The sequence below is a fragment of the Massilia oculi genome (assembly GCF_003143515.1).
GTDB lineage: Bacteria > Pseudomonadota > Gammaproteobacteria > Burkholderiales > Burkholderiaceae_D > Telluria > Telluria oculi.
This window is the reverse complement of sequence record NZ_CP029343.1, coordinates 760,135-784,667: the sequence shown is the minus strand read 5'-3', so window position 1 is coordinate 784,667 and position 24,533 is coordinate 760,135. Positions and strand designations below refer to the sequence as shown.

Here is a 24,533-nt window from a genome sequence, read left to right as displayed (position 1 = left end):
GGTCTTCATTGTATGGCTGGGCTATTGCGCCGATGTGTTGAAATGGTGTCGCTTTGTAACGGCGACACCTGAATCGCAAGCATGTCTTTCAATGTATGCATGTGGGGGGCGGCTCGGCGCCGCCCCGATCGTCAAGCCGCGCTGACGGCCTCGGCGCCCGAGTCGCCCCAGGCATGCATCGCGCGGCGCAGCAGCCGGCGCTCGCGGTGGTCGATCACGCTGTCGGCGCGCACGATATCGAGCATGCCCTTGAGGACCGTGACGCGCAGCGCCTCGTCCTGCACCTCGTCCAGCAGGCGGTCGATCGTCGCCGGCTCGATCTCGACCATGCCGCCCTCGCGGTCGGCGCTGGTCGCCAGCAAGTCCTGGGTCAATTCGCCCGCCGTGTCGTCGAAGGTGTCTTCGCTCACCCGCAGCGCCCCGAGCACGCCGCTCCGGTGCAGGCTCTTTAGTTCCTGCGGCGCGATGCGGCCGTCGACGATCATGGCCAGCGCCAGCAGGCGGCACATGGCTTTCGGGCTGTTGGTGGGGTAACTTCTCATTGCATTCCTCGCTTCAAAAGAACTGGGAGTCACCAATATACGGCGCTGCCAATCGAAAGTAAAATCGAATAATCTTTCGAAATCATCCCATTTTTTAGTGGTGTTGCATGATCAATTACAAGCACCTGCAGTACTTTCACGCCGTCGCGACGGTCGGCAGCGTCGCCCGCGCAGCGGAGCAGTTGCACGTGTCGCCGCAGGCGATCAGCACCCAGTTGCAGGTGCTGGAGGAACAGCTTGGCGAGGAATTGCTGCGCAAGAAGGGACGCGGACTGGCGCTGACCGAAGCCGGCAAGACGGTGCTGCGCTATGCCGACCAAATCTTCAGTCTTGGCAACGAGCTGGAGCAGGCAGTGCGGCGCGGCGTGTTCACGGAGACGGAAACGTTGCGAGTGGGCCTGTGCGACGTGATCGCCAAGACGATGGCCTTTCGCCTGCTGCAACCGGCGCGCGACGCCGGCCTGGCCATGCACCTCGTGTGCCGGGAAGGGCGCTTCGCCGACCTGATGGAAGACCTGAGCGCGCACCGGCTCGACCTGCTGATCTCGGACCAGGGCTTGCCGCCCGGCGGCGCGGTGCGCGGTCACAGCCACCTGCTGGGATCGAGCACGGTGACGGTGGTCGCTCATGCCGAGGTCTGCCGGCGCTGGGCCGGACCATTTCCGCAACGCCTGAAGGACGCGCCGTTCCTGATGCCGGGCGAGGACGCCGCCCTGCACAGCCAGCTCAAGGCCTGGCTCGAAGCGCATGGGCTGCGTCCGATCGTGGTGGGCGAATTCGACGACGGCGCCTTGCTCGGCTCCTTCGCTGGCGCGGGCGCCGGCTTCATGGCGGCGCCGACCGTGCTGGCGGACGCGCTGTGCGCGCAGTATGGGCTGGTGCAGGTGGGCGTGATCGATTCGATCGTCGAGCAGATCTATGCGGTGACGGTCGAGCGGCGCGTGCACCACCCGGCCTTGCGACGCATCCTGGAGCGGGCTCCAAGCGCCTTCGGGCAGGCGCCCTCCTAGAACGGCGGGGAGGTGGCGTCGGGCGGCGGCCCGTCGAGGTCGATCTCTCGTTCGACCATGCCGGCAAGGTCGAGTTCCGGCAGCAGCGCGCGCGTATCGAACTGCGCGTAGGCCCGCGCCGGGTGCGCGCGCGGGGCCACCAGCATGATCGGCAGGCGCGGGAACCAGGGACCGAGCCGCGCCAGCAGGGCGTCGCCGACGCCGGCCCGCAGCGAGGCCGGATCGGCGAAGACGAGCGCCATCCGGACGCCGCGCACGGTGACGATGCCGCCGGTCAGTCTCAAATGCGGTCGCTTTCCTTGCGCACCACCCGCCCGATGACGATGCATTCGCCGCCCTGGCATAGCTTGCGGTGGTATTTGCGCTGATCGACGTTGTCCGAGGTCAGCCACCACTGGCCGGCGTCGCGCGCCAGGCGCTTGACCACGGCCTCGCCCTCGTAGTTGAAGGCATAGACGGCGCCGTCGACCAGCTTGGTCTCGAGCGTGTTGATGACCACGATGTCGCCCGCGTACAGCGAGGGTTCCATGCTCTCGCCCTTGACGTAGATCGCGATCAGGTGCGACGGGTGGTACTGGTTGCGCTCGATCCAGGTGCGGCGCATGCCGAGCGTGCCGCCATCGCGCCGTTCCGGCTCGGTCTGATAGCCGGTGATGCCCGCCGACAGCCGCAGCTTGACCATCGGGATCTGCACGAAGCCGTCGTCGTCGCCTTCGGCCGCCACCACCCGCAGGATATTGCTCAACCCGCCAGGGGGCGGCGCGTCCTGCGCCGGCGCGCCCGACATCGACGCCAGGATGTCCGGCGGCAGGCTGCGGCCCGTGACCCGGGAAATGGCCAGCAGCTGTTTCAGGTTCGGGCTGTGCTTTTCGTTTTCCCAGTGCGAGATATTGGCCTTGGTATTGCCGCGCTCGGTGCCGAGCTCGAGCGCCAGCCGCGCGCCGAGCGCCGTGCCGGACAGGCCGGCGCCGGTGCGCGCTTCTCTCACCCAGCACGCAATCATCGTTTGGAGATCCATATCGGCATGGTATAGGAAAACTATACTTAGGAGTATAGTTTTTATTTACTGATGTGGTATAGTTTTCCTATACTTTCATTCACTGCATTGACGTGGCTCAGGGTCGATCACGATGCCCATGCGCCGCTTCAGAGCGAAGCACGGGAGACACGATGATCATTGACACTTACCTGCGCCTGCTTGGCGCCGACCTGGCCACGACGCTGACGCTGTCTGACCTGGGCATCCTGGTCGGCATCCTGACCGGCTTGCTGGGGGCGCTCGTCAATCTGGTGTACACCTGGCGCAAGGACCGCCGCGAGCAGCGCGAAAGCGATGCCGCGTGGGACAGGCGCCGGAGCGAAAAGTGACAGGTCGAACCATACCGCCGCCAGGGTACGGTGCCTGTAGAATAGCGGACCGCATTGACATCGATTCCGGAGTGCCTTCGTTCATGGTTTTTCTCACCGTTCCCTATGCCGAAAAGGACGCCGCCAAGGCGCTCGGCGCCCGCTGGAACCCGACCCGCAAACGCTGGTACGTGCCGGACGGCGTGGCCACCGACCCGTTCGCCAAGTGGCTCGACGGCGCGGCCGGCGTGCAGGCCTCATCTGCGAAGCCGGCCCGGGTCGATAGCTACCAGGGCAAGACCGTGGTCGGCCTGAATTACGTCGAGCTGGCGCACGACTGCAATCCGATGCAGGCCTGCCCAGCCTGCGCGGAGCAACTGGCCGGCACGCCCTGGGCCCAGGCGCAAGCCGGACTGCGGGCGCTGGTGGGCGCGATGCCGGGCACGTCGAGCAAGTGAACGGCGCTGGCCGGGCGTTCGCGCCAGCGTGTGCACGGAGCCGCCCGCCAGCGGGAGTATTTGAATCGTGCGCCTCGCATTACCGCTGAGTAAACGCTAAGATGCCAGCTTGACAATATTGCTCAAGCGACGACATGACCCAAGCGACCGCTGGCAGGCGAGGACACGATCAGGCACGCAGCGACCGGCGCCTGGGCGTGGGCATTGCCATTTCGGTCTTGCTGCACGGGCTGGTATTGTCGCTGCAGTTCGGTGTGCCCGGCCTCGATCTCGGCGGCGGCGGACCGATTGACGTCACGCTGGCGCCATCCCCTGAGGCGCAGCCGGCAACCGCCCCGATTCCCCCATTGCCTGAAACGCCGACGCCGACGCCCGCGCCGCCACCGCCACCGGCGCCTGCGCCGCCACCGCCACCGCCACCGGCGCCTGCGCCGACGCGGGGCCTGCGCCTGGTCGACCCGCCGCCGCCACCGATCGTCCAGGCCGAGGCGCGGCCGCCTGCCCAGGCCCGGCGTCCGAAGCGCCCCAAGCCGCCCGCGCCGAAGCGCAAGTTGCGCGAAGTGCCACCCCCGGTGATCGTGGCCGCGCCGAATCCCGAATCCGAGTTCACCGTTCCCGTGCCCTTGCCGGACGTCGTTCCTGAGCCGGCGCTCGATGCGCCGGCACTGGCCGACGCGGTCGCGGACCAACCTCCGGCGGAACCGGCCGAAGTCGTGGATCCTGGTCCGGATCTCGTCGCGCAACAGGCCGAGGAAGAACGCCAGCGCCTGTTGGCGGCGGAAGAGGAGCTGGAGCGCTTGGCCCAGGCGGAGCGTGAGGCCGCCGAGCGGCTGGCGCAGGAACGGGTCGCGCAGGAGCGGCTCGAACAGCAACGGCGCGAGGAAGATCGTCGCGTGGCCGAGGACGAGGCGCGGATCGCGCGACTGCGCGAAGCCGAGCGTCAGCAGGCGCAGGAACAGGCCGCGCGCGTGCAGGCCGAGCAGCGTCTCGCGCAGCAGGCCGCCGAGCAAGCGCTGCGTCAGGCGCAGATGCAGGAGCAGCTGCGGGAGCAGATGCGGGAGCAGGAGCGCGCCGAGCGGCAACGCCTGGAAGCGCAGCGTCTTGCGCAAGAGGAGGCCGAGCGCCGGCGCGTCGAGGAAAGCGCGCAGCAGCAACTGGCGCAGGAGCGCGCACGCCAGCTGGCGCAGCAGCAGGCGGAAGAACAGGCGAAACGACAGGCGCAACAGCAAGCGGAACAGCAGGCGCGCGCCGAGGCCGAACGCCTGGCCCGCCAGCAGGCGGAAGAAGCCGCGCGCCAGGCCGCCGCGCAGCGGATGCAGGCACAGGCGCCGGGTCCCGGCGCGGGCGCGGCGGCGATGGCTTCCATGCCCGTCGGCCCGGGCCAGGGAGCGGGTCGTGGTGCCGGCAGCGGCGGCGGAAGCCAGCCCGGCGCCGGGGCGCTGGCCGGCTTGCCCGGCAATCGCGCGCGCGAACTGCTGCGCGGCGTGACCATTCCCAACGTGAATGCGCCCGCCGCGCCGGCCGAGCGGACGATGGGCGGACGTCGGGTGCTGGCCGACGGCGGCGAACGCGACGCGCCGCTGCGCCTCTATGTCGACAGCGTGCGCCAGAAGCTGGAGCGCAACGCGGTGCTTGGAGGCGCACGCCTGTCGCTGCAGGACGTGCGCATCGACCCCCTGGTCAGCGTGTCGCTGCGCAGCGACGGCAGCATCGACGACGTCACCATCATCCGCTCGAGCGGACGGGCCGACATGGACGACGCGGTGCGCCGCTTCGTGCGCCTGAATGCCCGCTATTCCGCGTTTCCGCCGAATGTCGCCGCACAATTCGACATCATCGAGATCCGCCGCATCTGGCGCTTCGCCGATGGACTGAAGCTGATCGAAGAGATGCGCTGAACCACCCTGTCCGAAGCCCGCCACGTTTTGCCCGTCGTACCAGACCTGACCGACGCCGCCGTTCGCCATTTGATACGCTGCAAAGCCAAGTCCGATGGACGCCGTACTCTGAACTGAATCGTTCACCTACTGCGTCTATTTTTGATAGGCAACAATCATGGCTCGGTGTCGTTCAGTTGCAATAAGGGATTTGTCGCGGGCTTCACGATGCGCTCCACGGTCGCTTCGCGCGCCGGTGTCCGTGTCCACCATCGCCCTGATGTTTGCCTTGTGTCTCGCCCTGTCGGCCTGCGCGACCGGCATCGGCTTCGGTGAGGCGGCGCGTTCGGGCGGTCCCGGCGATGCGTCGGCGCCCACCACCGAGCTGATCACCGAAACCCTCATCGAAAAAGAGCGCGCGGCGCAGGCCAGCGTCGCCCGGCAAGACCTCACACCCCTGTTCGTGTCCCGGCCGCCGCCGTATACCATCGGGCGCGGCGACATCCTGTCGATCGTGGTCTGGGGCCATCCGGAGCTGGCCGCCGGCGGCATGACCATGGCCACATCGGCCGCCGACAGCGGCGTCGTCCAGCCGAACGCGACGCCGCCAGGCTTCGCGGTCGATCATCAGGGCCGCATCCAGTTCCCGCTGATCGGCCTGCTCAGCCTCGATGGCAAGACCGAGGAAGAAGCGCGCGCTCTGCTCACCGGCAAGCTCGCCCGCTATATCGCCAATCCGAACCTCACCCTGCGTGTGCAGGCCTACCGCAGCCGCCGCGTCTATGTCGATGGCGAAGTGCGCACGCCCGGCCTGCAGGCGATCGACGACATCCCGATGACCCTGGTCGAGGCGCTGAACCGCGCCGGCGGCATGCAACCGGCCGCGGACCAGAGCCGCATCGTGATCGAGCGTGGCGACGACCGCTTCCACGTCAATCTGCGCGAGCTGGTGCAGAAGGGCGTCAATCCGGGCACCATCCTGCTGGCGCATGGCGACGTCGTGCGCGTGCATTCGCGCGACGAGAGCAAAGTGTTCGTCTCGGGCGAGGTGATCTCGCCGAAGGCGCTCACCATGCACGACGGCCGGCTCACGCTCAACGAAGCGCTGGGCGAGACGGGCGGCATCAGTCCCCTGAGCGGCGATGCGCGCCAGGTGTACGTGGTGCGCAAGGCGCAGGACCGCACCCGCGTGTTCCGGCTCGACGCGCGCGATTCCGGCGCGCTGGCGATGGCCGAGACCTTCGAATTGCGGCCCAAGGACGTCGTGTACGTCGCGGCCTCGCCGCTGGCGAACTGGAACCGCCACCTGAGCCTGCTGTTCCCGGGCGCGCTGACGAATGCCGTTGGCGTCACGAATCGTCCCTGAGCAACTGCCGATGCTGTCCCGAGGAGTCCCGCCATGACCAGCCCGCACGAGGCGCATTCGCTCAAACAGGTCTCGCACAGCCCGCCGGTGCTGTCGGTGCCGTTCGATCCACGCCCGCCCGAACCCTTGCCCGAGGAATCCGCGGTCGACCTGAAGGGCTATCTCAATACGCTGTAGCCGAGCCCGATGATGCCGATCACGGCATGGCGGTCGCGCAGCCGGTCCAGCAGCTGCTCCAGGTGAACTGATTGGTTCTCGTCTCGCATGGGTTTCCTCGACATTGACTGTATGACTGCAGGTAAAGACGGCACGTATGACAACGATGTGACGGTATGAAACGGCGGCGCCGGCAGGCGCTAGATCCGGAACGGCACGAACTTGCCAATCAGGCCGGCAGGCACGGGCTCCTCGACCGGCGCCTGCGGCAAGGGCGCCGGCGTCGAGGGTACGTATTCGGACACGATGGCCTTGACCATCGACTCGATGGGGCGCGCTCATGGGTCTCGCAGGCCATCATGAGACAGGTGATGCAGGTCTCGAGCACATTGGGCCGCAGCGCGCTCTCCTTCATGCGCATGATGCGCTGGTGCTCGCTCGGGAAGACGGTGCCGTCGGTGAGCAGTTCTTCATGCAGCTTTTCGCCCGGGAACAAGCCGATGAACTGGATCTCGATGTCGCCGCGCGGCTGCTGCGGCGTGCGCTCGGTGAGGCCGTGCATGGCGATCATGGTGCGCGCCAGGTCGAGGATGCGCACCGGCTCGCCCATGTCGAGCACGAACACGTCGCCGCCCTTGGCCATGGCGCCGGCCTGGATCACCAGCTGGGCCGCCTCGGGGATGAGCATGAAGTAGCGCGACACCTCGGGATGGGTGATCGTCACCGGCCCGCCGCGCTGAATCTGGCGCTGGAACAGGGGGATCACGGACCCCGAGGAGCCCAGCACATTGCCGAAGCGGACCATGCAGAATGTCGTGCCTGCCTTGTTTCCCGCGCCATGGGCCGGGTCATGGCCGGCGCCACCGCTTGCGTCGTCGCCCGGTGCGCACCCACCGGCGGCGCGAGCCGCCGCAGCCTGGAAGATCAGCTCGGCGATGCGCTTGCTGGCGCCCATGATATTGGTCGGCCGCACCGCCTTGTCGCTGGAGATCAGCACGCAGGTCTGGACGCCGTGCCGCGCCGCGCCGGCGGCGATGATCTGGGCCCCCAGCACATTGTTGCGCAGGCCCTCGACGATATTGGTCTCTACCAGGGGCACGTGCTTGTAGGCGGCGGCATGGTAGATGGTGTCGATGCCGCCGGCGGCCAGCACGCGTTCGACCAGGTCGGCATTGCAGACCGAGCCCAGGTGGGCGTGGATGGGCAGGTCGGGAAACCGCGCCGCCAGCTCTTGCCGGATGGTGTAGAGGGCGTATTCGGAGTGGTCGATCAGGTGCAGGCGCGCCGGGCTCAGGGTGACGATCTGGCGACACAGTTCGCTGCCGATGGAACCGCCGGCGCCCGTCACCAGCACCCCCTTGCCGCGCACGCACCGCGCGAACAGGTCGAGACGCGGCGGAACCGGCGGCCGGCCGAGCAGGTCTTCGAACTTGATCTCGCGGATGGCGTCGCGCAGGACCGACTTGTCGCTGGCCCTGTCGTCGGCCAGGTCGACCAGCCGGGTGAGGATCTTGGTGGGTACGCCGGCCTGACCCAGGCGCTGCATCAGCTCGCGCAGGCGTTCGGGCGTGGCGGCGGGCAGGGCGATGACGATGGTGCGGATGCCGAGCGCGGCGCCGAGCTCGACCAGGCGCGAGGTGTGGAAGACGCGCAGGCCGGCCACGGTGCGCTCGTTCAGCGCGTGCTTGTCGTCGAAGAAGCACAGCGGGCGGTACTCGTCGCCGTCGCGCATGATCTGGGCCAGCCGGGCGCCGGCCTCGCCGGCCCCGTAGATGGCGACCGCCAAGGTCTTGCCGGCGAAGTGGCCGCGCTGGCTGCGCAGCAGTTTGCGCACGCCGATCCGCGATACGACGACATAGGAAAAAGCGATGAACCAATATATCGCCAGCGCGCTGCGCGGAAATCGCGCCTCATCGAGGAATACCAACGCAAGATAGGCGCATAATACGGCAATGCCCAATGCGAGACCGGTCAGGGTGAGCAGGCGATGGTCGATAAAGCGGATGACGGCGCGGTATAAATCGGATAGCCAGAAAGCCGCTATCGTCAGCACCGCCACCAGTAAATAAGAGCCCGGACCAAATTGTTTTGCAAGTTGTAAATCGCCACCGCGCAATATCATTGCGATTAAAAAACACACGGGAAGCGCAACCAGGTCGACGGCGATGGCCAGGGCGGCCTTCGCAGTGCGATGCATGGACACGATTCTCGCGCAGAGCTGGTGCGGTAGGTTGTGGCGTTGAATTGACATGGCAATCGGCTTCTCGCTGAAAGAGAACGACGTGCTGCTGCAATCAAAATAATGGTTTACTGCCCGATCAGGCGTTTAAATAAAACTCTGCGCTGGGTGGGGTGGTTTTGCCGATTGGTTTTGTGTGTATAAACTTATTATCTGTCCGAGATTGAGTGACAGGTTTGAGGTCACTCAACAGCGATAGGGGATATAATGCATGAATACAAAGGTTGATATGAAGAAGTGAATATAAGAAATGGCGCTGTATAATAATTTCCAGCGACCATTTATTTGATTCGAGATATTTGGGGAAGCGCGGGGGCGGCGGATGCCGTTGGGAATGGCGGAGATAAACAGGCGTCCCGACCCGGCAGGCCGGAACGCGGTCGACGATGCAGGACGTCAGGCGGCAGGACGCCCCGGACGCGGCTGCGGCGCCATCGGCGGCACCGTGATCTGTTCGTTCAGGCGCAGGAACTTGAAGCCGGCCAGCGCCTGGCCGCGCTTGCCCGCACGCGCGTTGCGCTCCTGGCGCTCGAGCGTGCGCGATATATACGAGTCGAACGTCTCCTCGCGCACCTGCGGTTCGGCCGAATGCAGGAAGTGGCGCTCGCCGTTCGGTCCCAGCACCACCAGGCCCACGTGCGAGGCCCAGTACTCGCCGTCGCGGGTCGAGATCACGTTGACGAAATCCCCCTCCTGCAGCTGGCCGGCGATGGCCGCCACCTGTTCCTTGGGCACATAGGCCTGGCGGCTGGTCTCGACCGGGATGTCGCGCACCGTGTTGTGGCGGGTGGCCAGGAAGCGCGCGCGGTCGACCTTCATGTCGTACGACGGGCCGCCTGGTCCAGCCAGTTCCGCGCTGACGTCCGTCACCAGCCAGCGGTTGGCCACATTCCAGTCCATCTCGGTGTAGTGGTTGCGCGTGGCCACGCCGATCACGCCGTCGCGGTAGCGGATCCGCTGCAGCATCCAGAAGAACTCTTCCCACGTGGCGGACAAGGCCATCGCATAGGTATGCTCGGCGAACACCACGCAATCGCTCTGCGCCAGGCTGTAGAGCGGCAGGCTGTCGTGGATCTCGTAGGGGAACTCGCCCAGCAGGTGCAGCGAGTAGGGCTGGCCGATGTTCTGGCGCCCGATCGCGGCGATGCGCTTGCGCAGGTCCGGCTCGGCGCCCTGCATGTGGGCGATGTACTGGCCGGCCTCGAACGGCGTCATCTGGTAGACCTGTTTTTGCAGCAGCGCCGACAGGGGCGTGGGCGCAGGCGGCGCCCCCGGGATGGACTGGGTGGCGGGCGCGGTCGCGCACCCGGTCAGGACGGCGCTGGCAAGCAGCAGGCAGGCAAGGCGCATGGCGTTCATCAATGTGGGGTAAAAACGTCAAGCTAATCTGGTGCGCCCGGCTTGGGTAATGAAATTTCTTCGTCCAGCCATAACCGCACGGAGGGCGACTTTATGTACATTCCTTCAAGTTATATAGAAGCGAACACAAGTGATTATTCACGGACGGAATACTTCATGAATACTCCGATCATGGCAGTCTTCAGCCTGTCTTAAGAAACACGATAGCACTATTCCCAGGAGAGAGAAGATGTTCAAGCAGAAGCCGCTCGCAGCGGCCGTATCGATGGCAGTCTGGAGCCTTGCAGCCCTGCCGGTCATGGCGCAGGAAGCCACCCCCGACGTGCCGATGCAGACCGTGGAAGTGACGGGCATCCGTGCCTCGCTGGCCAAATCCCTGTCGGTCAAGCGCGACGCCTCGGCCAACGTCGAGGTGATCACCGCCGAAGACGTGGGCAAGATGCCGGACAAGAATCTGGCCGACTCCCTGCAGCGCCTCGCCGGCGTGGCGGTCCGCACCGACTACGACGAAGCGGAGAAGGTGTCGATGCGCGGCACCAATCCGGACATGTCGCTGATCATCTTCAACGGCCACGCGGTCAGCAGCGCCGACTGGTATGTCGCCGACCAGGCGTCGAGCTCGCGCTCGACCAGCCTGTCGCTGATGCCGTCGCACGTGCTGCAGCAGGCGGTCGTCTACAAGAGCTCGCAGGCGAACATCGTCGATGGCGGCCTGGCCGGCACCATCAACGTCAGTACCCGCAAACCCCTGGCGCAGAAAGAGCGCTTCTCGGGCGTGGTCAGCGTCGGCGCCAGCTATGCCGACCTGCCGGGCCGCTACGCGCCGGACATGAACGGTTCGGTCACCTGGAAGAACGAGGCCGGCACCTTCGGCGTGCTGGCCGCGCTGTTCGCCGAAAAACGCCACGTGCGGCGCGACTCGGTGTCGCGCTTCGCCTACGGCACCAATAGCGGCTGGGACGTGATCAACACCTCGACCATGCTGGGCATTACCGACGCGTCGCTGGCCGGCACCGGTTACACCGCGGCCGACCTCAACGGCGTGCGCCTGCCCGGTTCGATGAGCTCGGAGTTCGTGGAGTCGGTGCGCGACCGCAAGGGCGGCATGCTGTCGCTGCAGTTCAAGCCGAACCGCGACCTCGACGTCACCATGACCGGCTTCCATTCGGCCATGGACGCGGATAACCACGGCCGCCTGACCTCGAGCGCCATCTATTCCATGCTGCTCGGTAAGAACCAGCCGCTCGGACAGACGACCGCCGCCGCCGCCAACACCAATTCGAAGGGCCAGCGCGTGTACGCGCAGATCCGCAATCCGGTGATCGTCGACGAGACCACGGTTTACGGCCATCCGCTGAAGGTGCTGAAGGCGGCCGACATCGTCTTCCCCGACGGGACCACGCCGCAGTACGTCGGCAATTCGGAAGGCTTCTTCCGCGACGGCGCCAAGGCCGAAAGCTCCTTCCTCGACCTCGATGCCAAGTATCGCGTCAACGATGACCTCACCGTGAAGACCCTGCTGTCGGCCACCCGCGGCGTCGGCCAGACCAAACTCGACCAGGGCCTGACCCTGGCGCGCTACGGCACCGGAATCTCGTACGCGCTGGGCGACCTGCACGACGCGCCGTTCGTCCAGTACCAGAACGCCGGCGGCAACCAGCCGGGCCTGAACCCGGACGGCAGCGGCTACACGATCGTCGACCGCGCCGCATCCGGCGTGAAGACCGTGGACAAGGAATGGAGCGCGCAGTTCGACGCCGAGTACCGCCTCGACCGCGGCATCTTCCAGTCGCTGGAAAGCGGCGTGCGCTTCGCCGACCACAAGCGCACCAGCGGCCGCCGCGGTCCCGCCTTCCGCAACGGCATCACCGTCGACCCGGTCACCGGCCGTGTGGTGTCCAACACCCCGACCCCGACCACCGGCTGGCAGGCGTTCCCGGGCGACTTCGGCGACGGTCTCGATGGTCCGGCGGGCTGGGACAACACCGGCTTCACCTACACGCCGGAAGCGATCAAGGAATACATTGCCGCCAACACGAAGGTGACCAGCGACGCCTGGGAGCGCCGTGTCAACTCCGAGATCGACATGCAGGAGCGCCAGAGCGCGGCCTACGTGATGGCCAACCTGGAAGGCGAGCGCTGGTCGGGCAACCTCGGCGTGCGCTTCACCCGCACCGAGGTCAAGGCCAATATCGCCACCCCGATCCCGGCCGGCGCCTGCCGGCGCGTGGAGCCGGGCCAGGCTCCGGTTCCCTGCGCCGCCTATCCTGGCGCGATCACCGATGCCGGCGACGCCACCGCCTACTTCGACGGCCAGCCGTTCAATCCCACCGCCGGCATCCTGTACTACAAGACGCCGACCAAGCGCACCTTCGACAACTGGCTGCCGAGCCTGAACCTGCGCTATGACATGGGCAATGACATGCTGGCGCGCTTCGGCGTCAGCCGCACCATCGGCCGCCAGAACTACAATCTGCTGGGCAGCGGCTTCGGCACCCCGGGCTGCGACGCCAACGGCTGCCGCGTGACCGGTCCGAATCCGGACATGGAGCCGCAAACCTCGGACAACCTCGACCTGTCGTGGTCGTGGTACTTCGCGCCGCGTTCGGTCGTGGCGGTGAGCGTCTTCCATTCGTCGATCGACGGCTATCCGAAGACCGGCGCAGTCGGCAGCTCCACCGTCGACCTGCTCGATCCGCGCGACCAGACCGTGAAGACCTTCTTCATCAACACGGCCTCGCAGCAGGGCGCGAAGATCAACGGCATCGAGCTGCAGTACGAGCAACCGTTCGGCAAGACCAACTTCGGCTTCACCTCCAACGTCAGCCGCGCCAAGACCAAGGTCGACGACGGCCGCCCGATGGTGGGCGCATCCGAATGGACCGGCAACGTGGGCCTGTACTACGAGGATGCCAAGCTGTCGTCGCGACTGGTGGCCAACTACCGCGGCGAATACGTGAACAGCACCACGGCGCCGTCGCCGACCGCCAACAGCCAGGGTCTCTCGGTGATCAACGGCATCGCGATGCCGACCGCCCCGACCTATGCCGACGCGGTGACCACGCTGGCGTTCTCCGCCAACTACTACTTCACCAAGAACCTGGAACTCGCGTTCAGCGCGACCAACCTGACCAATGCCAAGCGCGCCCAGTATCGCTATAGCGAGGAAGAGCAGCAAAAGCTGGATGTCAGCGGCCGCCAGTATTATCTGAACCTGCGCTACAAGTTCTGATCGCCGCGATCGCATGACATCAGGGGAGCTTCGGCTCCCCTTTTTTTTGCGTCCATCGCCGTCACACGCAGGTCACCTGGAGGGCTGGGCCGTATTGACGCGCACAGTGTGCGTCACCTAACGGTGCAGTGGCTGCGGTTTCGATAAGATGCACCTGTCTGAGTGAGGAACGCGCGATTCGATTCGCTGCCATCCGAAACCTCAACAGGTTAGCCGGTCGCCTCGAGGATCGGCACCAATTTCAGGGACGCGCCGCCAGCAGTCCAGGCGCGCCCCGCAACGACAAGCGGAGGTTGCCATGTACGATGTCAAGCATCCACCCAAGCATCTGGTGCGCGCCTATCTCGAACGTCGCTCGCGCGATCCGAAACCGCCACCGACCCCGGAAGAAATCCGGCGCCAGCTTGGCTGGGGCATGCTGATGCCGGCCGACCTCAAGATGGGCACCAACCGCTCCTGATTTTCCCTCTTTCCGCGCCGACGTCCCGCGAGGACGCGGCGCCCAGCCCACCACAGGAGACATCCATGACCAGCAAGATTGGCAGCAAACACATCGCCCAGCACCGCGGCAAGAAAGAACGCCTCGAGATCAAGCGCGCCAACGTCGCGCGCGAAGCCGTGCGCCAGCTTGAGGCCCGCGCCAAGTACCGCAACCAGCCGAAAGGCCAGGCAAAGCGCGAGCAGGCGCAGACAACCGCCTGATCCAGCCCATACGCTGCACACGGCCCGCCTGCGAGGCGGGCTTTTTTCGTCCATCCTTCCCGCTCTTCTTCATTCATCGCCGCCCGCCGCGTGCGCTCTCCATTCGCCGCCTTCCAGCCGCCATTCGCCGAATAGCGCTTTCGCGATTGCCTTCCCTTTTGTTATCGTATATCCAGTTCGATAACCAGAAGGAGTGACGCAATGGAGTCCGAAGACGCCTATCGCTGGCGCAAGCAGGTGCTGTGGGGCCTGCTGCTGATCGTCGTCGGCGCGGTGGTGCTGCTCGACCGCCTGCACTATATCGATGCCCAGGATTACTGGCACTACGCCCCCTTGCTGCTGGTCGTGGTCGGCATCGGCCAGACCATCGGCTACCCGAGCCCGAAGGAATTCGGCAACGGCTTGTGGACCGTGTTCACCGGCCTGTGGCTGTTCGCCGTATTGGAGAACGCCTTCGGCCTGACCTTCCGCAACAGCTGGCCGCTGTTCATCCTGATGTGGGGCGTCAAGCTGGTGCTCGATCCGTTCATCGCGCGCCGATTCGCCAACAACCAGAGGAACCGCCATGAAAAATGATCCTCATGCAAAAGGGGTGACGAGCCAGGTCGTGCTCGGCCTGCTCGTGATCGGGATGGGGCTGCTGTTCCTGCTCGATAACCTGGGCTTCGTCGACATGCACCGCGCCTTCTCGTTCTGGCCGATGTTGTTCGTCATCGTCGGCACGGTCAAGCTGTGCGACACCCGGACCCAGGGCGGCACCCTGCTCGGGGCCGGCCTGGTCGGCGTCGGCATCCTGTTGATGCTGGACCGGATGGACATCATCGACTTCAGCTGGCGCACCATCTGGCCGCTGGTCCTGATCGGCCTCGGTGGCCTTCTGGTGGCGAAGGCGCTGCGCGGCAAGCGCGCGCTGGAACACGGGGTGGCGATGGTCGACGGCGCGCCCGTGGACGCGGGCGTGGGCGAGGTGCTGGACATCACCGCCATCCTGGGCGGCTACGAGCGCCGCGTCACGAGCCAGAACTTCCGCGGCGGCGAGATCACGGCGGTGATGGGCGGCTGCGAGCTCGATATGCGCGGCGCCTCGATCCAGGGCGAGGCGGTGGTCAATGTGTTCGCCTTCTGGGGCGGCGTGACCATCAAGTGCCCGCCCGACTGGACCATCGTCCTGCACGGCACGCCGATCCTGGGCGGCTTCGAGGAAAAGACCATCGCGCCGCCGGACAACAGCAAGCGGCTGTTCATCCGCGGCTACGCGATCATGGGTGGCGTGGAAATCCGCAACTGATGGGCGGCGGATTCTGGGCGCGGCGCAGCGCCGCGCTGTACCTGGCGGCCTGGCTGATGCTGGGGCTGATGCTGGCCGGGCTGCTGTCCGCCACGGGCGGCGCCGGCCTGGCTGCCAGCCTGCTGTTCGCGCTGCCGCTGGTGCTGGTTTACGCCGCCGTGTGCGGCTTCTCGGCGTATTACCTGTGCCGCGCCTATCCGCTGGCGCGCAAGTCGACGCCGGCGGTGCTGGGCGTGTTCCTTGTCACCGCCGTGTGCGCGGCGTTGCTGTGGTGCGCCGCGGCGTCCGGCTGGGCCGCGTGGTGGCGGTGGCTGGCGACGGGCGACGATGACGTGGCGATGTCGCGGGCCCTGACGGCGGTGATGTTCGGCGTCGGCGTGCTGCTGTACGGGATGACCGCCTGCGCCCACTACCTGGCGCTGGAATTCGAGCGCGCGCGCGGCCTGGAGCGGCGCGAGCTCGAACTCAAGCTCCTGGCCCAGGACGCCGAGCTGCGCATGCTGCGCACCCAGGTCGATCCGCACTTCCTGTTCAACAGCCTCAATTCGATCAGCGCCCTGACGGCGATCGACGCCGGCGCGGCGCGCGACATGACCTTGCAGCTGGCGGGCTTCTTTCGCCATACGCTGGGACTGGAGGCGCACCGCAAGGTGACGGTGGCCCAGGAAGTGGAACTGGTCGAGCGCTTCGTGGCGATCGAGGGGGTGCGCTTCGGGCCCCGCCTGGGCGTGGAGCGCCACGTGGACGAGCAGGCGGAGGCTTGCCTGCTGCCGCCCATGATCCTGCAGCCGCTGGTCGAGAACGCGGTCAAGCACGGCATCGGCCAGCTGCTCGATGGCGGGGTGGTGCGCGTGCACGTCGAGCGCGCCGGTTCGCAGCTCAGGCTGCGGGTGGAGAATGACGTCGATCCGGATGGCTCCGGCACGGCCGCGGGGGGCGGCATTGGCCTGGCCAATGTGCGCGCGCGCCTGCTGGCGGAGTACGGGATCGAAGCGAGCGTGCATGCGGCGCGCGTGGACAATATTTTCAGGGTGGAGCTGGTGCTGCCCGCCGACACAGGAGAGTAATGGATGCGCACCCTGATCGTGGACGATGAACACCTGGCGCGCGCGCTGCTGCGCGAATACCTGGCGGCCCATCCCGACGTCGAGATCGTGGCCGAATGCGCCAACGGCTTCGAGGCGGTCAAGGCGATCGCCGAGCACGATCCCGACCTGGTCTTCCTGGACATCCAGATGCCCAAGCTGGATGGCTTCGAGGTGGTGGAGCTGGCCGGCGCCAAGCCGCACTACATCTTCGCCACCGCCTACGACCAGTTTGCGTTGCGCGCCTTCGAGGTGCATGCGCTCGACTACCTGCTCAAGCCGTTCTCGCGCGAGCGCCTGGCCGAGGCCTTGAACCAGGCGCGCCTGCGTTCGCCTCAGCCTGCGCGGATCGAAGCGGCGGTGAAGGAGGCTCAGGCGCGCCAGCAGCCGCTCGAACGGATCCTGATCCGCGATGGCGCCCGCGTGCACGTGGTCGCCGCCAGCACGATCGACCATATCGAGGCGCAGGACGACTACGTGCGGATCGCGGCCGGCGGCAAGAACTACCTGAAGCACCAGCGCCTGTCCGAACTCGAAGCGCAGCTCGACGGCGCCGCCTTCGTGCGCATCCACCGCTCTTACATCGTCAATGTCGGCGCGATCGAGCGCATCGAGCCGGTCAGCAAGGACAACCACTGCGCGGTGCTCAGGGATGGCGTGAAGCTTCCGATCAGCCGCAGCGGCTACCAGCGAGTACGCGAGCTATTGGCGTGAATCGAGTTCCCACCATGCCGGCATCAAGGTCCTGATGCCCGGCTGGGCGAAGCGGTCGTCGATCAGCCACACGACGCCGCGATCCTGCTCGGTGCGGATCACGCGGCCGGCCGCCTGCACCACCTTCTGGATGCCGGGGTACAGGTAGGTGTAGTCGTAGCCGGCGCCGAACAGTTCCTGCATCCGCTCGCGCAACTGCTCGTTGACGGGATTGACCTGGGGCAGGCCGAGCGTGGCGACGAAAGCGCCGATCAGGCGCTCGCCCGGCAGGTCGACGCCTTCGCCGAAGGCGCCGCCCAGCACCGCGAAACCGACCCCCGTGCCGCCAACGGCGAATCGGTCGATGAAGCACTGGCGTTCGTGCTCGCTCATGCGGCGCTCCTGGCGCCAGGCCGTGATGGTCGGGTCCAGCCGCTCCAGCGCATTGGCCACCTTGTCGAGATAGTCGAAGCTGCTGAAGAAGGCCAGGTAGTTGCCGGGCCGCTCATGGTACTGGCGCGCGATCAGTTCGGCGATCGGCTGGACCGAGGCGGCGCGCACCTGGTAGCGGGTCGAGATGCCGCGCGCGACGTGGACCTCGAGCTGGCTCGCCCTGAACGGCGAGTCGACCTCGACCCAGGCCGTGTTTTCCGGCATGCCGAGCGTGTCGAGGCAATAATGCCAGGGCCCGAGCGTGGCCGAGAACAGGGTGCTCGAATGGGTGGCGGAAAAGCGCGGGCCGAGGAAGGGCGCCGGCACCACGTTGCGGATGCAGATCGTCGAGTCGCGCAGGGTGGGGCGGTCGGCGTCCCGGCTCAGGTCGCACAGCGAGTGCGGGCCGAACGATTCGGCCAGGCGCACGAAGCCCATGGCGTCGAAATAGAAGCGCTGCAGGTCGGGGTCGAGCGGGCCGGGAAAGGCCGCCAGGTGTTCGTTGATGGCGCTGCCCATTTCCTGCAATGCATCCACCAGCTTCGATGGGATCTTCTCGAGGAGCTGGTAGGGCGCGGGCGCCGTCTTGTCGACCGCGGTCCAGGCCCGGCCCACGCGCTCGAGCGCCTTCTTGACGGTCGGCGGCGCGCCGGCGCGGGCCAGGCGCAGCAGCGCGCGATCGAGTTCGGTGCTGTACATCGAGCGCGCCCGGCCAACCAGGTTGTGGGCCTCGTCGACCAGCAGGCTGGTCTTCCAGCCGTTGTTCAGCGCCAGCGCGTACAGCATGGCGCTGCCGTCGAAATAATAGTTGTAGTCGCCGACGATCATGTCGGACCAGCGCGCCATCTCGCTGCCCAGGTAATAGGGGCAGACCTCGTGCGCCAGGGCGACCTCGCGCAGCGCCTCGCGGTCCAGCACGGGCACGTCGGCCGCGGCCGCGCGCGCGGCCGGCAGGCGGTCGTAGAAGCCGCGCGCCAGCGGGCAGGATTCGCCATGGCACTCCTTGTCGGGATGCTCGCAGGCCTTGTCGCGCGCCGTGAGTTCGAGCACCCGCAGCGGGGCCTGGCTGGCGCGGCACAGGGTCGCGGCGCCGTCCAGCGCCAGGCGCCGGCCGGGCGTCTTCGCGGCCAGGAAGAACACCTTGTCCAGCTTCTCGCGCGGCATGGCTTTCAGTACCGGGAACAGGCTGCCCACGGTCTTGCCGATGCCGGTCGGGGCTTGCGCCAGCAGGCAGCGCCCGCCCGTATTGGCGCGGTAGATGCTTTCGGCCAGCTGGCGCTGGCCGGGACGGAAGTCGGCGTGCGGGAACGGCAGCGACGTCAGTGCGGCGTCGCGCGCCGCGCGGTGCGCCGCTTCGCTGGCGGCCCAACCCGAGAAGCGTTCGCACAGTTCCTCGAAGTGGGCGCGCAGCCAGGCGCTGTCGCGCGTTTCGCGCAGCACGGTTTCGACGCCGCTGACGATGTCGTAGTAGACCAGGGCCAGGTTGACCGAATCCATGCCCTGTTCCTGGCACATCAGGTGGCCATACACGCGCAGCTGGGCCCAGTGCAGGTGGCGGTGGTTGTCGGGGATGGCGTCCACCCGGCCGCGATGGGTCTTGACCTCTTCGATCAGGTTTTCATTGGCGTCGTAGCCATCGGCGCGGCCGCGCACGTGCAGGTCGTTCCACTGGCCGGACAGCGCGACCTCGCTGCGGTAGCCGTCGCCGCGGCGGCCGGCGACGACGGCGTGGCCGGCAATGCCTTCCTGGGCGCTGGGAGAGGGGGTGAAGCGCAGGTCGAGGTCACCCTGCTTGGCGGTGAACTCGCACAGGGCGCGTACGGCGATGGTGTAGCTCACGTAATCCTAGGCCGCCATCCCGGTCGATTCGAGCCACTGCAGGTAGCACACCGCCAGCGGCATGTCATGCGCGGCGCAGTAGTCGATCCAGCGCAGCTGGTTGTCCTGCAGGCGGTCGCCCGGGCCTTTCACCTCGATCATCAGGTAGCGGCCTTCACCCGGCCAGAACTGGATCAGGTCGGGGAAGCCCGTACGGTTTTCCTTGACGTCGGCCAGGATGCGTTCGCACCACTTGCGCAGGTGGGCGGGCGGGATGCAGGCCAGGGCCAGCTCGATGAGTTCAAGCGTGACGCCGTCCCAGTGCACGAACGGCGATTGCAGGCCGGCCTTTTCCTGGTACGTGCGCCGGATCGTGTCGCGGTAGCTGCCGTCGTCCAGCCCGGCCAGGCAGGCGGCGAATTCCGCGCGACGGCGCTGGTGGAAGTCGGCGCTGTGCAGGTCGGCCGGCCCGCGATGGAAAGGGTGGAAGAACGCGCCGGGGATGGCGGCGAACACGGCGCGCCAGCACAGCAGGCCGAACAGGGTGTTGGCCAGCGCGTTCTCGACGTAGAACACGGGGGCGTCGGCCGCGTGCAGGTGGCCGCGCACGGCGCCCTCGACCCAGCGTTCGCCGTTCGGCGGCGCCAGGCACAGCTCGATGCGTTCGACGGCCGTCCTGCCGCGCGCGGCCAGGCGCGGGTGGCCGAGGCGGCGCGCCAGGCGCGGCGCGATGCGGGACAGGTGCTGGCGCTCGGCCTCGTTCTCGGGCGTGGCTTGGGCTTCGAGCAATAGGGCATGCGCCTGCTCGAAGCGCTCGTGTTTTTCGAGCACGCGGATCGCGCGCGCCCGCGCGCCGGGAAAGCGGCAGCGCGCGTAGGCGGCGTAGGCGCCGTCCCAGTCCTTGAGCTTTTCGTAGTGCTGGCCGATCTGGAACGTCAGTTTTTCGCGCCGGCTCTCGAGCCAGTCGTTGCCGAAGGCGTGCACGGGGAGGTCGCGCACCACCTCGTCCACGTCCTCGCCGGCGGCGAAGCGCTCGCGGCAGGCGTGTAGCTGCAGGTAGTGGTCGACGTCGGCGCGCTGGCGGAACCCGCGCGAGGCAGGCGAGATATCCACGCTCTCGTAGCGGAACAGGCCGAGGTCGGACAGCACGAAGTCGGTCCAGCCCTGATGCAGATTGCCGAAAAAGACCAGCCGCAGGCGGTCGCACAGCGGCTTGACCAGGATGCGCCAGGCGACGTCGGAGCAGGCCGGATGCCAGCCGGAGAAGCGCCGCGCCTCGGGGAACACGGGGCGCAGGGCGTCCAGCTGTTCATCCTTGCGCGCCGTCTTGCGCGGCAGCCGGGTGCCGAAGGCGTCGAGGAGCTCGGGCTTGGACAGCAGGTCGAACAGTTCGTCGAGGGTGAGTTCGGGGTCGGGCTCGATCCAGCCGGTGCCAAGCAGGTGCCCGGCGGCCTCGACCGGGCAGCCGATCTCCGCATAGCTCAGTTTGCTGGCGCGGAACAGATTTCCCTTGCGCATGACCATGCGCACGAAGAGGGCGCGCGCATGGTGCGGCAAGGCTGGGAACGTGGCCAGGAACGCCTGTTCGCCGTCGTCCAGCAGGTCGCCATAGCGTTCGCCGATCCAGTCGAGGACCCGCTGGAAGTTATCCAGATAATAAAACTCATTTTCCAACACCCTGATCATGAACAAACGCCTAACCTGTGCTTATATACAGTATAGCGTTTTCTGGCGCCGGCCGCCCGGCAGGTGCGGCCTATTCGCCAGGCCTAGCGTGCCGGAGGGGTAGGGGTTTCATCTTCCGCAGACGTGGCGTGACCGTTGGCATGGTAGATCACGGCCGAGATCAGCGCGACGTCGCTGTCGTCGTGGGACTCGCCGGCGCGCGCGGGGTTGACCGTCCGGGCGGGACGTGTGGCCTGGCGCGAAGCCTGGGCGCGGAGGCGGGTGGGCGCGGCGGCGCGCGCCTCCGGACGGCGCGGCGGCGGAGCCGCCTTGACGGGGGCCGGCGCGGCCTTGGGTGGGGTCGTGGGCACGGCGGCCGGCTCGAGCAGGCGCAGCGGGGGAATGGGGGCCGGCGGAGGCGCCGCCGCCAGCACCGGTTCCGGCGCTGTGTCGACGATCAAGGCCGTCTCGACCTGGGCGGGGGCGTTTTGCTCCATCGGGGCGGGCGCCGCTTCGGGCCGCGCCGCCTCGAGCGGCGCCGGACCGGCGCCGGCCGCCAGCCAGGCCAGTGTTGCCGTCAGGCCGACCGCGACCGCCACTGCCGCGCCATACCAGGCCAGACGCGTACCGTTACCGGCGCCCGCGCGCCGCGCCGGCTCGCGCTCGAGCTTGGCGAGGATGCTGTCCTCACGGCCGCCGCGGCGCGACGACGACATCAGGTTGGGGCGCATATGGGCATGCATGCGGATGTCTTGATTTTCGTCTGATGAACGCACGACATTACTCCTAAGATTGGCTTCTCCTGTTCTGATTAGAAACAATCCTGGGGAGTCCGATGCTGATCTTCCAGGTGTTCGACAAGGGCGTGATGGACGACGCCGAAGGCCGCCAGATCGATTTTCGCAACACGATCATCATCCTGACCTCCAACGCCGGCTCGAGCCAGATGATGGCGGCTTGCCTGAACAAGGCGGCGAGCGAGCTGCCCACGCCGGAACAGCTGTCCGAGCTGCTGCGGCCCGCGCTCATGAAGCATTTCAAGCCGGCCTTCCTGGGCCGCCTGGCGGTGGTGCCGTTCTACCCGATCGGCGACGAGGTGCTGGCCAACATCATCCGTCTCAAGCTGGCGCGCATCGGCGCGCGGGTGCTGGACAACCACAAGGCGACATTCGAGTACGACGACGCGCTGGTGGAGGCGGTGCTCAAGCGCTGCACCGAAGTCGATTCCGGTGCGCGCAACGTCGACAACGTCCTGAACGGCACCTTGCTGCCGGAGATCGCCGACAGCGTGCTGGCGCGCATGGCCGAGGGCGGCGGCATCGCGCGCGTGAAGGTCGGCGCAACCCGCGCGGGCAAGTTCAAGTACCTGATCGAATCGACACAGCCCTGAGGAGCGCGCGATGCTGGATATGGATGCTCTGCTGGCGCCGATCGCGCCCGGCAATCCCTGCGGCGCCGACCTGGCGTTTTCTCCCGAGGTCGACGAGATCGCGCGCGCACGCCTGGCCGACGATCCGTCGCTGGAGCAGGGCGCCTGGGTCACGGCACTGAAGGAAGCCGACTGGAAGCTGGTCGGCAAACGCTGCACCGCCCTGCTGCAAACCCGCAGCAAGGACCTGCAACTGGCCGTGTGGCTGGCCGAGGCGAATGCGAAGACCGGCGGCATGCGCGGCCTGGCCGAGGGCCTTGAACTGGTGGCGGCGCTGTGCGAGCGCTACTGGGAGGGATTGCACCCGCAGGCCGACGAGGATGGCTTCGAGCGCCGCATCGGCAACCTGTCGTGGCTGGCGGGCCGGATCGCGCCACTGGTCAAGACGATACCGCTGGCCGAGAACGGCGTGCTGACCCTGCAGGCCTGGGAAGTCGCGCGCGCCAAGGGGCCGGAAGCGGTGGCCGAACTCGAGACGGCGCGCGCGCGCGCCAAGGGCGCCTTCGTGCAGACGCTGCTGGCCGATTGCGAAGCCTGCCTGGCGGCCTTGCAGGGACTGGAACGGGTGGTCGACGGCCAGCTCGGCGCCGATGGGCCGGGCTACAGCGTCGGACGCGCCACGCTGCGCGACGTGGTCGACCTGCTCGAGCCGGTGGCGGGAGCGGCGCCGACGCCCACCGAGGCGGCGGCCGGCGGCGCCGTCACCGCGCAGGCGCTGCCGATGAGTCTCGACGGGCAGGTGGCGCACCGCGACCAGGCCTTGGCCCAGTTGCGCCAGGTGGCCGAATTCTTCCGCCGCACCGAGCCGCACAGCCCGGTGGCCTACCTGGCCGAGAAGGCCGCGCGCTGGGGCGAGCAGCCGCTGCATGCCTGGCTGCGTTCGGTGATCAAGGACGACGCCTCGCTGGCGCGGCTGGAAGACTTGCTGGGGATCGAGCATCCGGCGCCGTGACGCCGGGCGTCCATGGGCCGATTACTCGGCTTTTTCGGTCCTGGCGGCGCCAGGCGTCACCATCGTGCTGGCGCGCTCGAACTGGGCTTCGACGGTCTGCACCGCCTGGCGCGTGGCCTGGGTTACCTGCTCGTAGCCCTTGAAGGCATTCTCGATCGCGGCCTTGATGATCTCGACCGCGTTTTCCGAGCCCGGCTTGACGTTCTGGGTGACGTCGTAGATCAGCGCCGACAGCGTGTTCTTCGCTTCCGCCACATGGGCATCGGCGGCGCCGCGGAACTCGTTATGCATCTCGTCGATGATGGACTTGAGCTGGGCCGCGTACTCGGTGGCGTTGGTGACGCCGGCGGCCGGCTGCATGCGCGCGGCCAGGGTGTCGAAGGCGGCTTTCGGATTGCCGGCCTGGGTGGCTTCGGCCATGCTGCGGCCGGCCGCCATCGTGCTGTCGACCGAGTTCTTCGCGGCGTTCAGGTTGAGGGCGACGACCTGCTCGACGCCCTTGACGGTCTTGCCGGCCAGGGCGTTGAAGGTCTGCATCTGCAGGTCGAACAGGGTTTTCGTGGCGTTTGCGAACTGCTCCGGGCTGGTGAACATGGGTGTCTCCTCAGTGGATGCTCTGTTATGTCATGAAGTCTGGCGGCGATGTTTGTCAAAACGCCGCCTCTTCCGCTTTCATTATTTAACAACAATGAGTTTTTCGCAACGCATGTCCCGATAGGGACCGTTTGATTTTTCCCAGCCTTCACCCAGCGGAGTCTGGGAACAGGCCAGTTCGCCGGTGAGCTTGCTGCGCCATTGGTAATAGGGGGCAGGCCCGGCCATGGCGGAGGACAGGATGAGGACGAGTGCCAGCCCGAGGGCAGCGGGTCGGAGAATCTGCATG

24 protein-coding genes and 1 pseudogene are annotated in these 24,533 nt (G+C 67.0%); 15 read left to right on the top strand and 10 right to left on the bottom strand.

The features are described from left to right. Nucleotides 1-131 precede the first annotated feature (131 nt). The gene (locus DIR46_RS03615; protein ID WP_109344017.1) at nucleotides 132-542 is read right to left on the bottom strand and encodes a tellurite resistance TerB family protein; all 411 of its coding nucleotides are present in this window, start codon (nucleotides 540-542) and stop codon (nucleotides 132-134) included. Between the two features lie 107 nt (nucleotides 543-649). On the opposite strand from DIR46_RS03615, the gene DIR46_RS03610 reads away from it, so the two are divergent. After that, the gene (locus DIR46_RS03610; RefSeq protein ID WP_109344016.1) at nucleotides 650-1,552 is read left to right on the top strand and encodes a LysR family transcriptional regulator; all 903 of its coding nucleotides are present in this window, start codon (nucleotides 650-652) and stop codon (nucleotides 1,550-1,552) included. Here the strand turns inward: DIR46_RS03610 and DIR46_RS03605 are convergent. Beyond that, nucleotides 1,549-1,836, bottom strand: a complete 288-nt coding sequence (locus DIR46_RS03605) for a hypothetical protein (protein ID WP_109344015.1) — start codon at nucleotides 1,834-1,836, stop codon at nucleotides 1,549-1,551. The genes DIR46_RS03610 and DIR46_RS03605 overlap by 4 nt on opposite strands. Further along, nucleotides 1,833-2,570 (bottom strand): XRE family transcriptional regulator, encoded by a 738-nt coding sequence (locus DIR46_RS03600; RefSeq protein ID WP_229446486.1) that lies wholly within the window; start codon nucleotides 2,568-2,570, stop codon nucleotides 1,833-1,835. Before DIR46_RS03600 ends, DIR46_RS03605 begins: the two co-directional genes overlap by 4 nt. 152 nt (nucleotides 2,571-2,722) lie before the next feature. Here DIR46_RS03600 and DIR46_RS03595 point away from each other — a divergent pair, with 152 nt between their 5' ends. The 5 genes from DIR46_RS03595 (at nucleotide 2,723) to DIR46_RS26435 (ending at nucleotide 6,777) form a co-directional block, all read left to right on the top strand. Then, complete coding sequence (locus DIR46_RS03595; protein WP_229446485.1) at nucleotides 2,723-2,920, top strand: phage holin family protein; 198 nt, start codon at nucleotides 2,723-2,725, stop codon at nucleotides 2,918-2,920. Nucleotides 2,921-3,003: 83 nt separating this feature from the next. Further along, on the top strand, nucleotides 3,004-3,357 hold the full coding sequence (locus DIR46_RS03590; RefSeq protein ID WP_109344013.1) for a DUF5710 domain-containing protein: 354 nt from the start codon (nucleotides 3,004-3,006) through the stop codon (nucleotides 3,355-3,357). Between the two features lie 347 nt (nucleotides 3,358-3,704). Further along, nucleotides 3,705-5,255, top strand: coding sequence for an energy transducer TonB (locus DIR46_RS27580; RefSeq protein ID WP_205289070.1), 1,551 nt, complete (start codon nucleotides 3,705-3,707; stop codon nucleotides 5,253-5,255). Nucleotides 5,256-5,496: 241 nt separating this feature from the next. Continuing rightward, nucleotides 5,497-6,600, top strand: a complete 1,104-nt coding sequence (locus DIR46_RS03580) for a polysaccharide biosynthesis/export family protein (protein WP_229446484.1) — start codon at nucleotides 5,497-5,499, stop codon at nucleotides 6,598-6,600. 33 nt (nucleotides 6,601-6,633) lie between these two features. Further along, nucleotides 6,634-6,777, top strand: a complete 144-nt coding sequence (locus DIR46_RS26435; protein WP_162819314.1) for a hypothetical protein — start codon at nucleotides 6,634-6,636, stop codon at nucleotides 6,775-6,777. A gap of 208 nt (nucleotides 6,778-6,985) precedes the next feature. On the opposite strand, the gene DIR46_RS03575 is transcribed toward DIR46_RS26435, so the two are convergent. Together DIR46_RS03575 and DIR46_RS03570 are read right to left on the bottom strand one after the other, a co-directional pair. Further along, the gene (locus DIR46_RS03575) at nucleotides 6,986-8,878 is read right to left on the bottom strand and encodes a polysaccharide biosynthesis protein (RefSeq protein WP_282433189.1); all 1,893 of its coding nucleotides are present in this window, start codon (nucleotides 8,876-8,878) and stop codon (nucleotides 6,986-6,988) included. Between the two features lie 513 nt (nucleotides 8,879-9,391). Further along, nucleotides 9,392-10,354 carry an N-acetylmuramoyl-L-alanine amidase-like domain-containing protein gene (locus DIR46_RS03570; RefSeq protein ID WP_109344010.1) on the bottom strand — a complete coding sequence of 321 codons (963 nt, stop codon included), beginning with the start codon at nucleotides 10,352-10,354 and terminating at the stop codon, nucleotides 9,392-9,394. A gap of 229 nt (nucleotides 10,355-10,583) precedes the next feature. On the opposite strand from DIR46_RS03570, the gene DIR46_RS03565 reads away from it, so the two are divergent. The 7 genes from DIR46_RS03565 (at nucleotide 10,584) to DIR46_RS03545 (ending at nucleotide 17,375) form a co-directional block, all read left to right on the top strand. Beyond that, complete coding sequence (locus tag DIR46_RS03565) at nucleotides 10,584-13,586, top strand: TonB-dependent receptor (RefSeq protein WP_109344009.1); 3,003 nt, start codon at nucleotides 10,584-10,586, stop codon at nucleotides 13,584-13,586. A 298-nt stretch (nucleotides 13,587-13,884) separates the two neighbouring features. Then, entirely contained in the window at nucleotides 13,885-14,046 is a 162-nt protein-coding gene (locus DIR46_RS26920; protein WP_183407287.1) for a hypothetical protein, read from the top strand. Nucleotides 14,047-14,111: 65 nt separating this feature from the next. Further along, nucleotides 14,112-14,288, top strand: coding sequence for a hypothetical protein (locus tag DIR46_RS26915; protein WP_205289069.1), 177 nt, complete (start codon nucleotides 14,112-14,114; stop codon nucleotides 14,286-14,288). A gap of 201 nt (nucleotides 14,289-14,489) precedes the next feature. Next, nucleotides 14,490-14,864 (top strand): LiaF transmembrane domain-containing protein, encoded by a 375-nt coding sequence (locus DIR46_RS03560; RefSeq protein ID WP_109344008.1) that lies wholly within the window; start codon nucleotides 14,490-14,492, stop codon nucleotides 14,862-14,864. Beyond that, nucleotides 14,854-15,576: a LiaI-LiaF-like domain-containing protein gene (locus tag DIR46_RS03555; RefSeq protein ID WP_109344007.1), complete on the top strand. Its 723-nt coding sequence runs from the start codon at nucleotides 14,854-14,856 to the stop codon at nucleotides 15,574-15,576. Before DIR46_RS03560 ends, DIR46_RS03555 begins: the two co-directional genes overlap by 11 nt. Continuing rightward, nucleotides 15,576-16,643, top strand: a complete 1,068-nt coding sequence (locus tag DIR46_RS03550) for a sensor histidine kinase (RefSeq protein ID WP_109344006.1) — start codon at nucleotides 15,576-15,578, stop codon at nucleotides 16,641-16,643. The genes DIR46_RS03555 and DIR46_RS03550 overlap by 1 nt, the downstream gene beginning before the upstream one ends. Before the next feature lie 3 nt (nucleotides 16,644-16,646). Then, on the top strand, nucleotides 16,647-17,375 hold the full coding sequence (locus tag DIR46_RS03545) for a LytR/AlgR family response regulator transcription factor (RefSeq protein WP_109344005.1): 729 nt from the start codon (nucleotides 16,647-16,649) through the stop codon (nucleotides 17,373-17,375). On the opposite strand, the gene DIR46_RS03540 is transcribed toward DIR46_RS03545, so the two are convergent. From DIR46_RS03540 to DIR46_RS03530, 3 genes are all read right to left on the bottom strand, one after another. Then, nucleotides 17,364-19,625, bottom strand: a complete 2,262-nt coding sequence (locus DIR46_RS03540) for an ATP-dependent DNA helicase (RefSeq protein ID WP_109344004.1) — start codon at nucleotides 19,623-19,625, stop codon at nucleotides 17,364-17,366. The two genes, DIR46_RS03545 and DIR46_RS03540, sit on opposite strands and share 12 nt — an antisense overlap. Before the next feature lie 6 nt (nucleotides 19,626-19,631). Next, entirely contained in the window at nucleotides 19,632-21,290 is a 1,659-nt protein-coding gene (locus DIR46_RS03535; RefSeq protein ID WP_109344003.1) for a VRR-NUC domain-containing protein, read from the bottom strand. An 83-nt stretch (nucleotides 21,291-21,373) separates the two neighbouring features. Then, the gene (locus tag DIR46_RS03530) at nucleotides 21,374-22,045 is read right to left on the bottom strand and encodes a hypothetical protein (RefSeq protein WP_162819424.1); all 672 of its coding nucleotides are present in this window, start codon (nucleotides 22,043-22,045) and stop codon (nucleotides 21,374-21,376) included. Nucleotides 22,046-22,107: 62 nt separating this feature from the next. Between DIR46_RS03530 and DIR46_RS03525 the strand changes: the two are divergent. Beyond that, a pseudogene (locus DIR46_RS03525) lies at nucleotides 22,108-22,659 on the top strand (AAA family ATPase); the annotation flags it as partial. A 10-nt stretch (nucleotides 22,660-22,669) separates the two neighbouring features. Continuing rightward, complete coding sequence (gene tssA, locus DIR46_RS03520; protein ID WP_109344001.1) at nucleotides 22,670-23,650, top strand: type VI secretion system protein TssA; 981 nt, start codon at nucleotides 22,670-22,672, stop codon at nucleotides 23,648-23,650. A 21-nt stretch (nucleotides 23,651-23,671) separates the two neighbouring features. Here tssA and phaP read toward each other — a convergent pair whose 3' ends face one another. Further along, on the bottom strand, nucleotides 23,672-24,244 hold the full coding sequence (gene phaP / locus DIR46_RS03515; protein ID WP_109344000.1) for a TIGR01841 family phasin: 573 nt from the start codon (nucleotides 24,242-24,244) through the stop codon (nucleotides 23,672-23,674). An 81-nt stretch (nucleotides 24,245-24,325) separates the two neighbouring features. Then, complete coding sequence (locus tag DIR46_RS03510) at nucleotides 24,326-24,532, bottom strand: hypothetical protein (RefSeq protein WP_109343999.1); 207 nt, start codon at nucleotides 24,530-24,532, stop codon at nucleotides 24,326-24,328. Between the last annotated feature and the right edge of the window lies 1 nt (nucleotide 24,533).

Bases quoted from the DNA above. Each gene is read 5' to 3' on its own strand.
- DIR46_RS26920 (WP_183407287.1), top strand. From the start codon at position 13,885: ATGTACGATGTCAAGCATCCACCCAAGCATCTGGTGCGCGCCTATCTC.
- DIR46_RS03595 (WP_229446485.1), top strand. From the start codon at position 2,723: ATGATCATTGACACTTACCTGCGCCTGCTTGGCGCCGACCTGGCCACG.
- DIR46_RS03560 (WP_109344008.1), top strand. From the start codon at position 14,490: ATGGAGTCCGAAGACGCCTATCGCTGGCGCAAGCAGGTGCTGTGGGGC.
- tssA (WP_109344001.1), top strand. From the start codon at position 22,670: ATGCTGGATATGGATGCTCTGCTGGCGCCGATCGCGCCCGGCAATCCC.
- DIR46_RS03610 (WP_109344016.1), top strand. From the start codon at position 650: ATGATCAATTACAAGCACCTGCAGTACTTTCACGCCGTCGCGACGGTC.
- DIR46_RS03535 (WP_109344003.1), bottom strand. From the start codon at position 21,290: ATGATCAGGGTGTTGGAAAATGAGTTTTATTATCTGGATAACTTCCAG.
- DIR46_RS03600 (WP_229446486.1), bottom strand. From the start codon at position 2,570: ATGGATCTCCAAACGATGATTGCGTGCTGGGTGAGAGAAGCGCGCACC.
- DIR46_RS26435 (WP_162819314.1), top strand. From the start codon at position 6,634: ATGACCAGCCCGCACGAGGCGCATTCGCTCAAACAGGTCTCGCACAGC.
- DIR46_RS03545 (WP_109344005.1), top strand. From the start codon at position 16,647: ATGCGCACCCTGATCGTGGACGATGAACACCTGGCGCGCGCGCTGCTG.
- phaP (WP_109344000.1), bottom strand. From the start codon at position 24,244: ATGTTCACCAGCCCGGAGCAGTTCGCAAACGCCACGAAAACCCTGTTC.
- DIR46_RS03570 (WP_109344010.1), bottom strand. From the start codon at position 10,354: ATGAACGCCATGCGCCTTGCCTGCCTGCTGCTTGCCAGCGCCGTCCTG.
- DIR46_RS03575 (WP_282433189.1), bottom strand. From the start codon at position 8,878: ATGATATTGCGCGGTGGCGATTTACAACTTGCAAAACAATTTGGTCCG.
- DIR46_RS03510 (WP_109343999.1), bottom strand. From the start codon at position 24,532: ATGCAGATTCTCCGACCCGCTGCCCTCGGGCTGGCACTCGTCCTCATC.
- DIR46_RS03590 (WP_109344013.1), top strand. From the start codon at position 3,004: ATGGTTTTTCTCACCGTTCCCTATGCCGAAAAGGACGCCGCCAAGGCG.
- DIR46_RS03565 (WP_109344009.1), top strand. From the start codon at position 10,584: ATGTTCAAGCAGAAGCCGCTCGCAGCGGCCGTATCGATGGCAGTCTGG.
- DIR46_RS03550 (WP_109344006.1), top strand. From the start codon at position 15,576: ATGGGCGGCGGATTCTGGGCGCGGCGCAGCGCCGCGCTGTACCTGGCG.
- DIR46_RS03615 (WP_109344017.1), bottom strand. From the start codon at position 542: ATGAGAAGTTACCCCACCAACAGCCCGAAAGCCATGTGCCGCCTGCTG.
- DIR46_RS26915 (WP_205289069.1), top strand. From the start codon at position 14,112: ATGACCAGCAAGATTGGCAGCAAACACATCGCCCAGCACCGCGGCAAG.
- DIR46_RS03555 (WP_109344007.1), top strand. From the start codon at position 14,854: ATGAAAAATGATCCTCATGCAAAAGGGGTGACGAGCCAGGTCGTGCTC.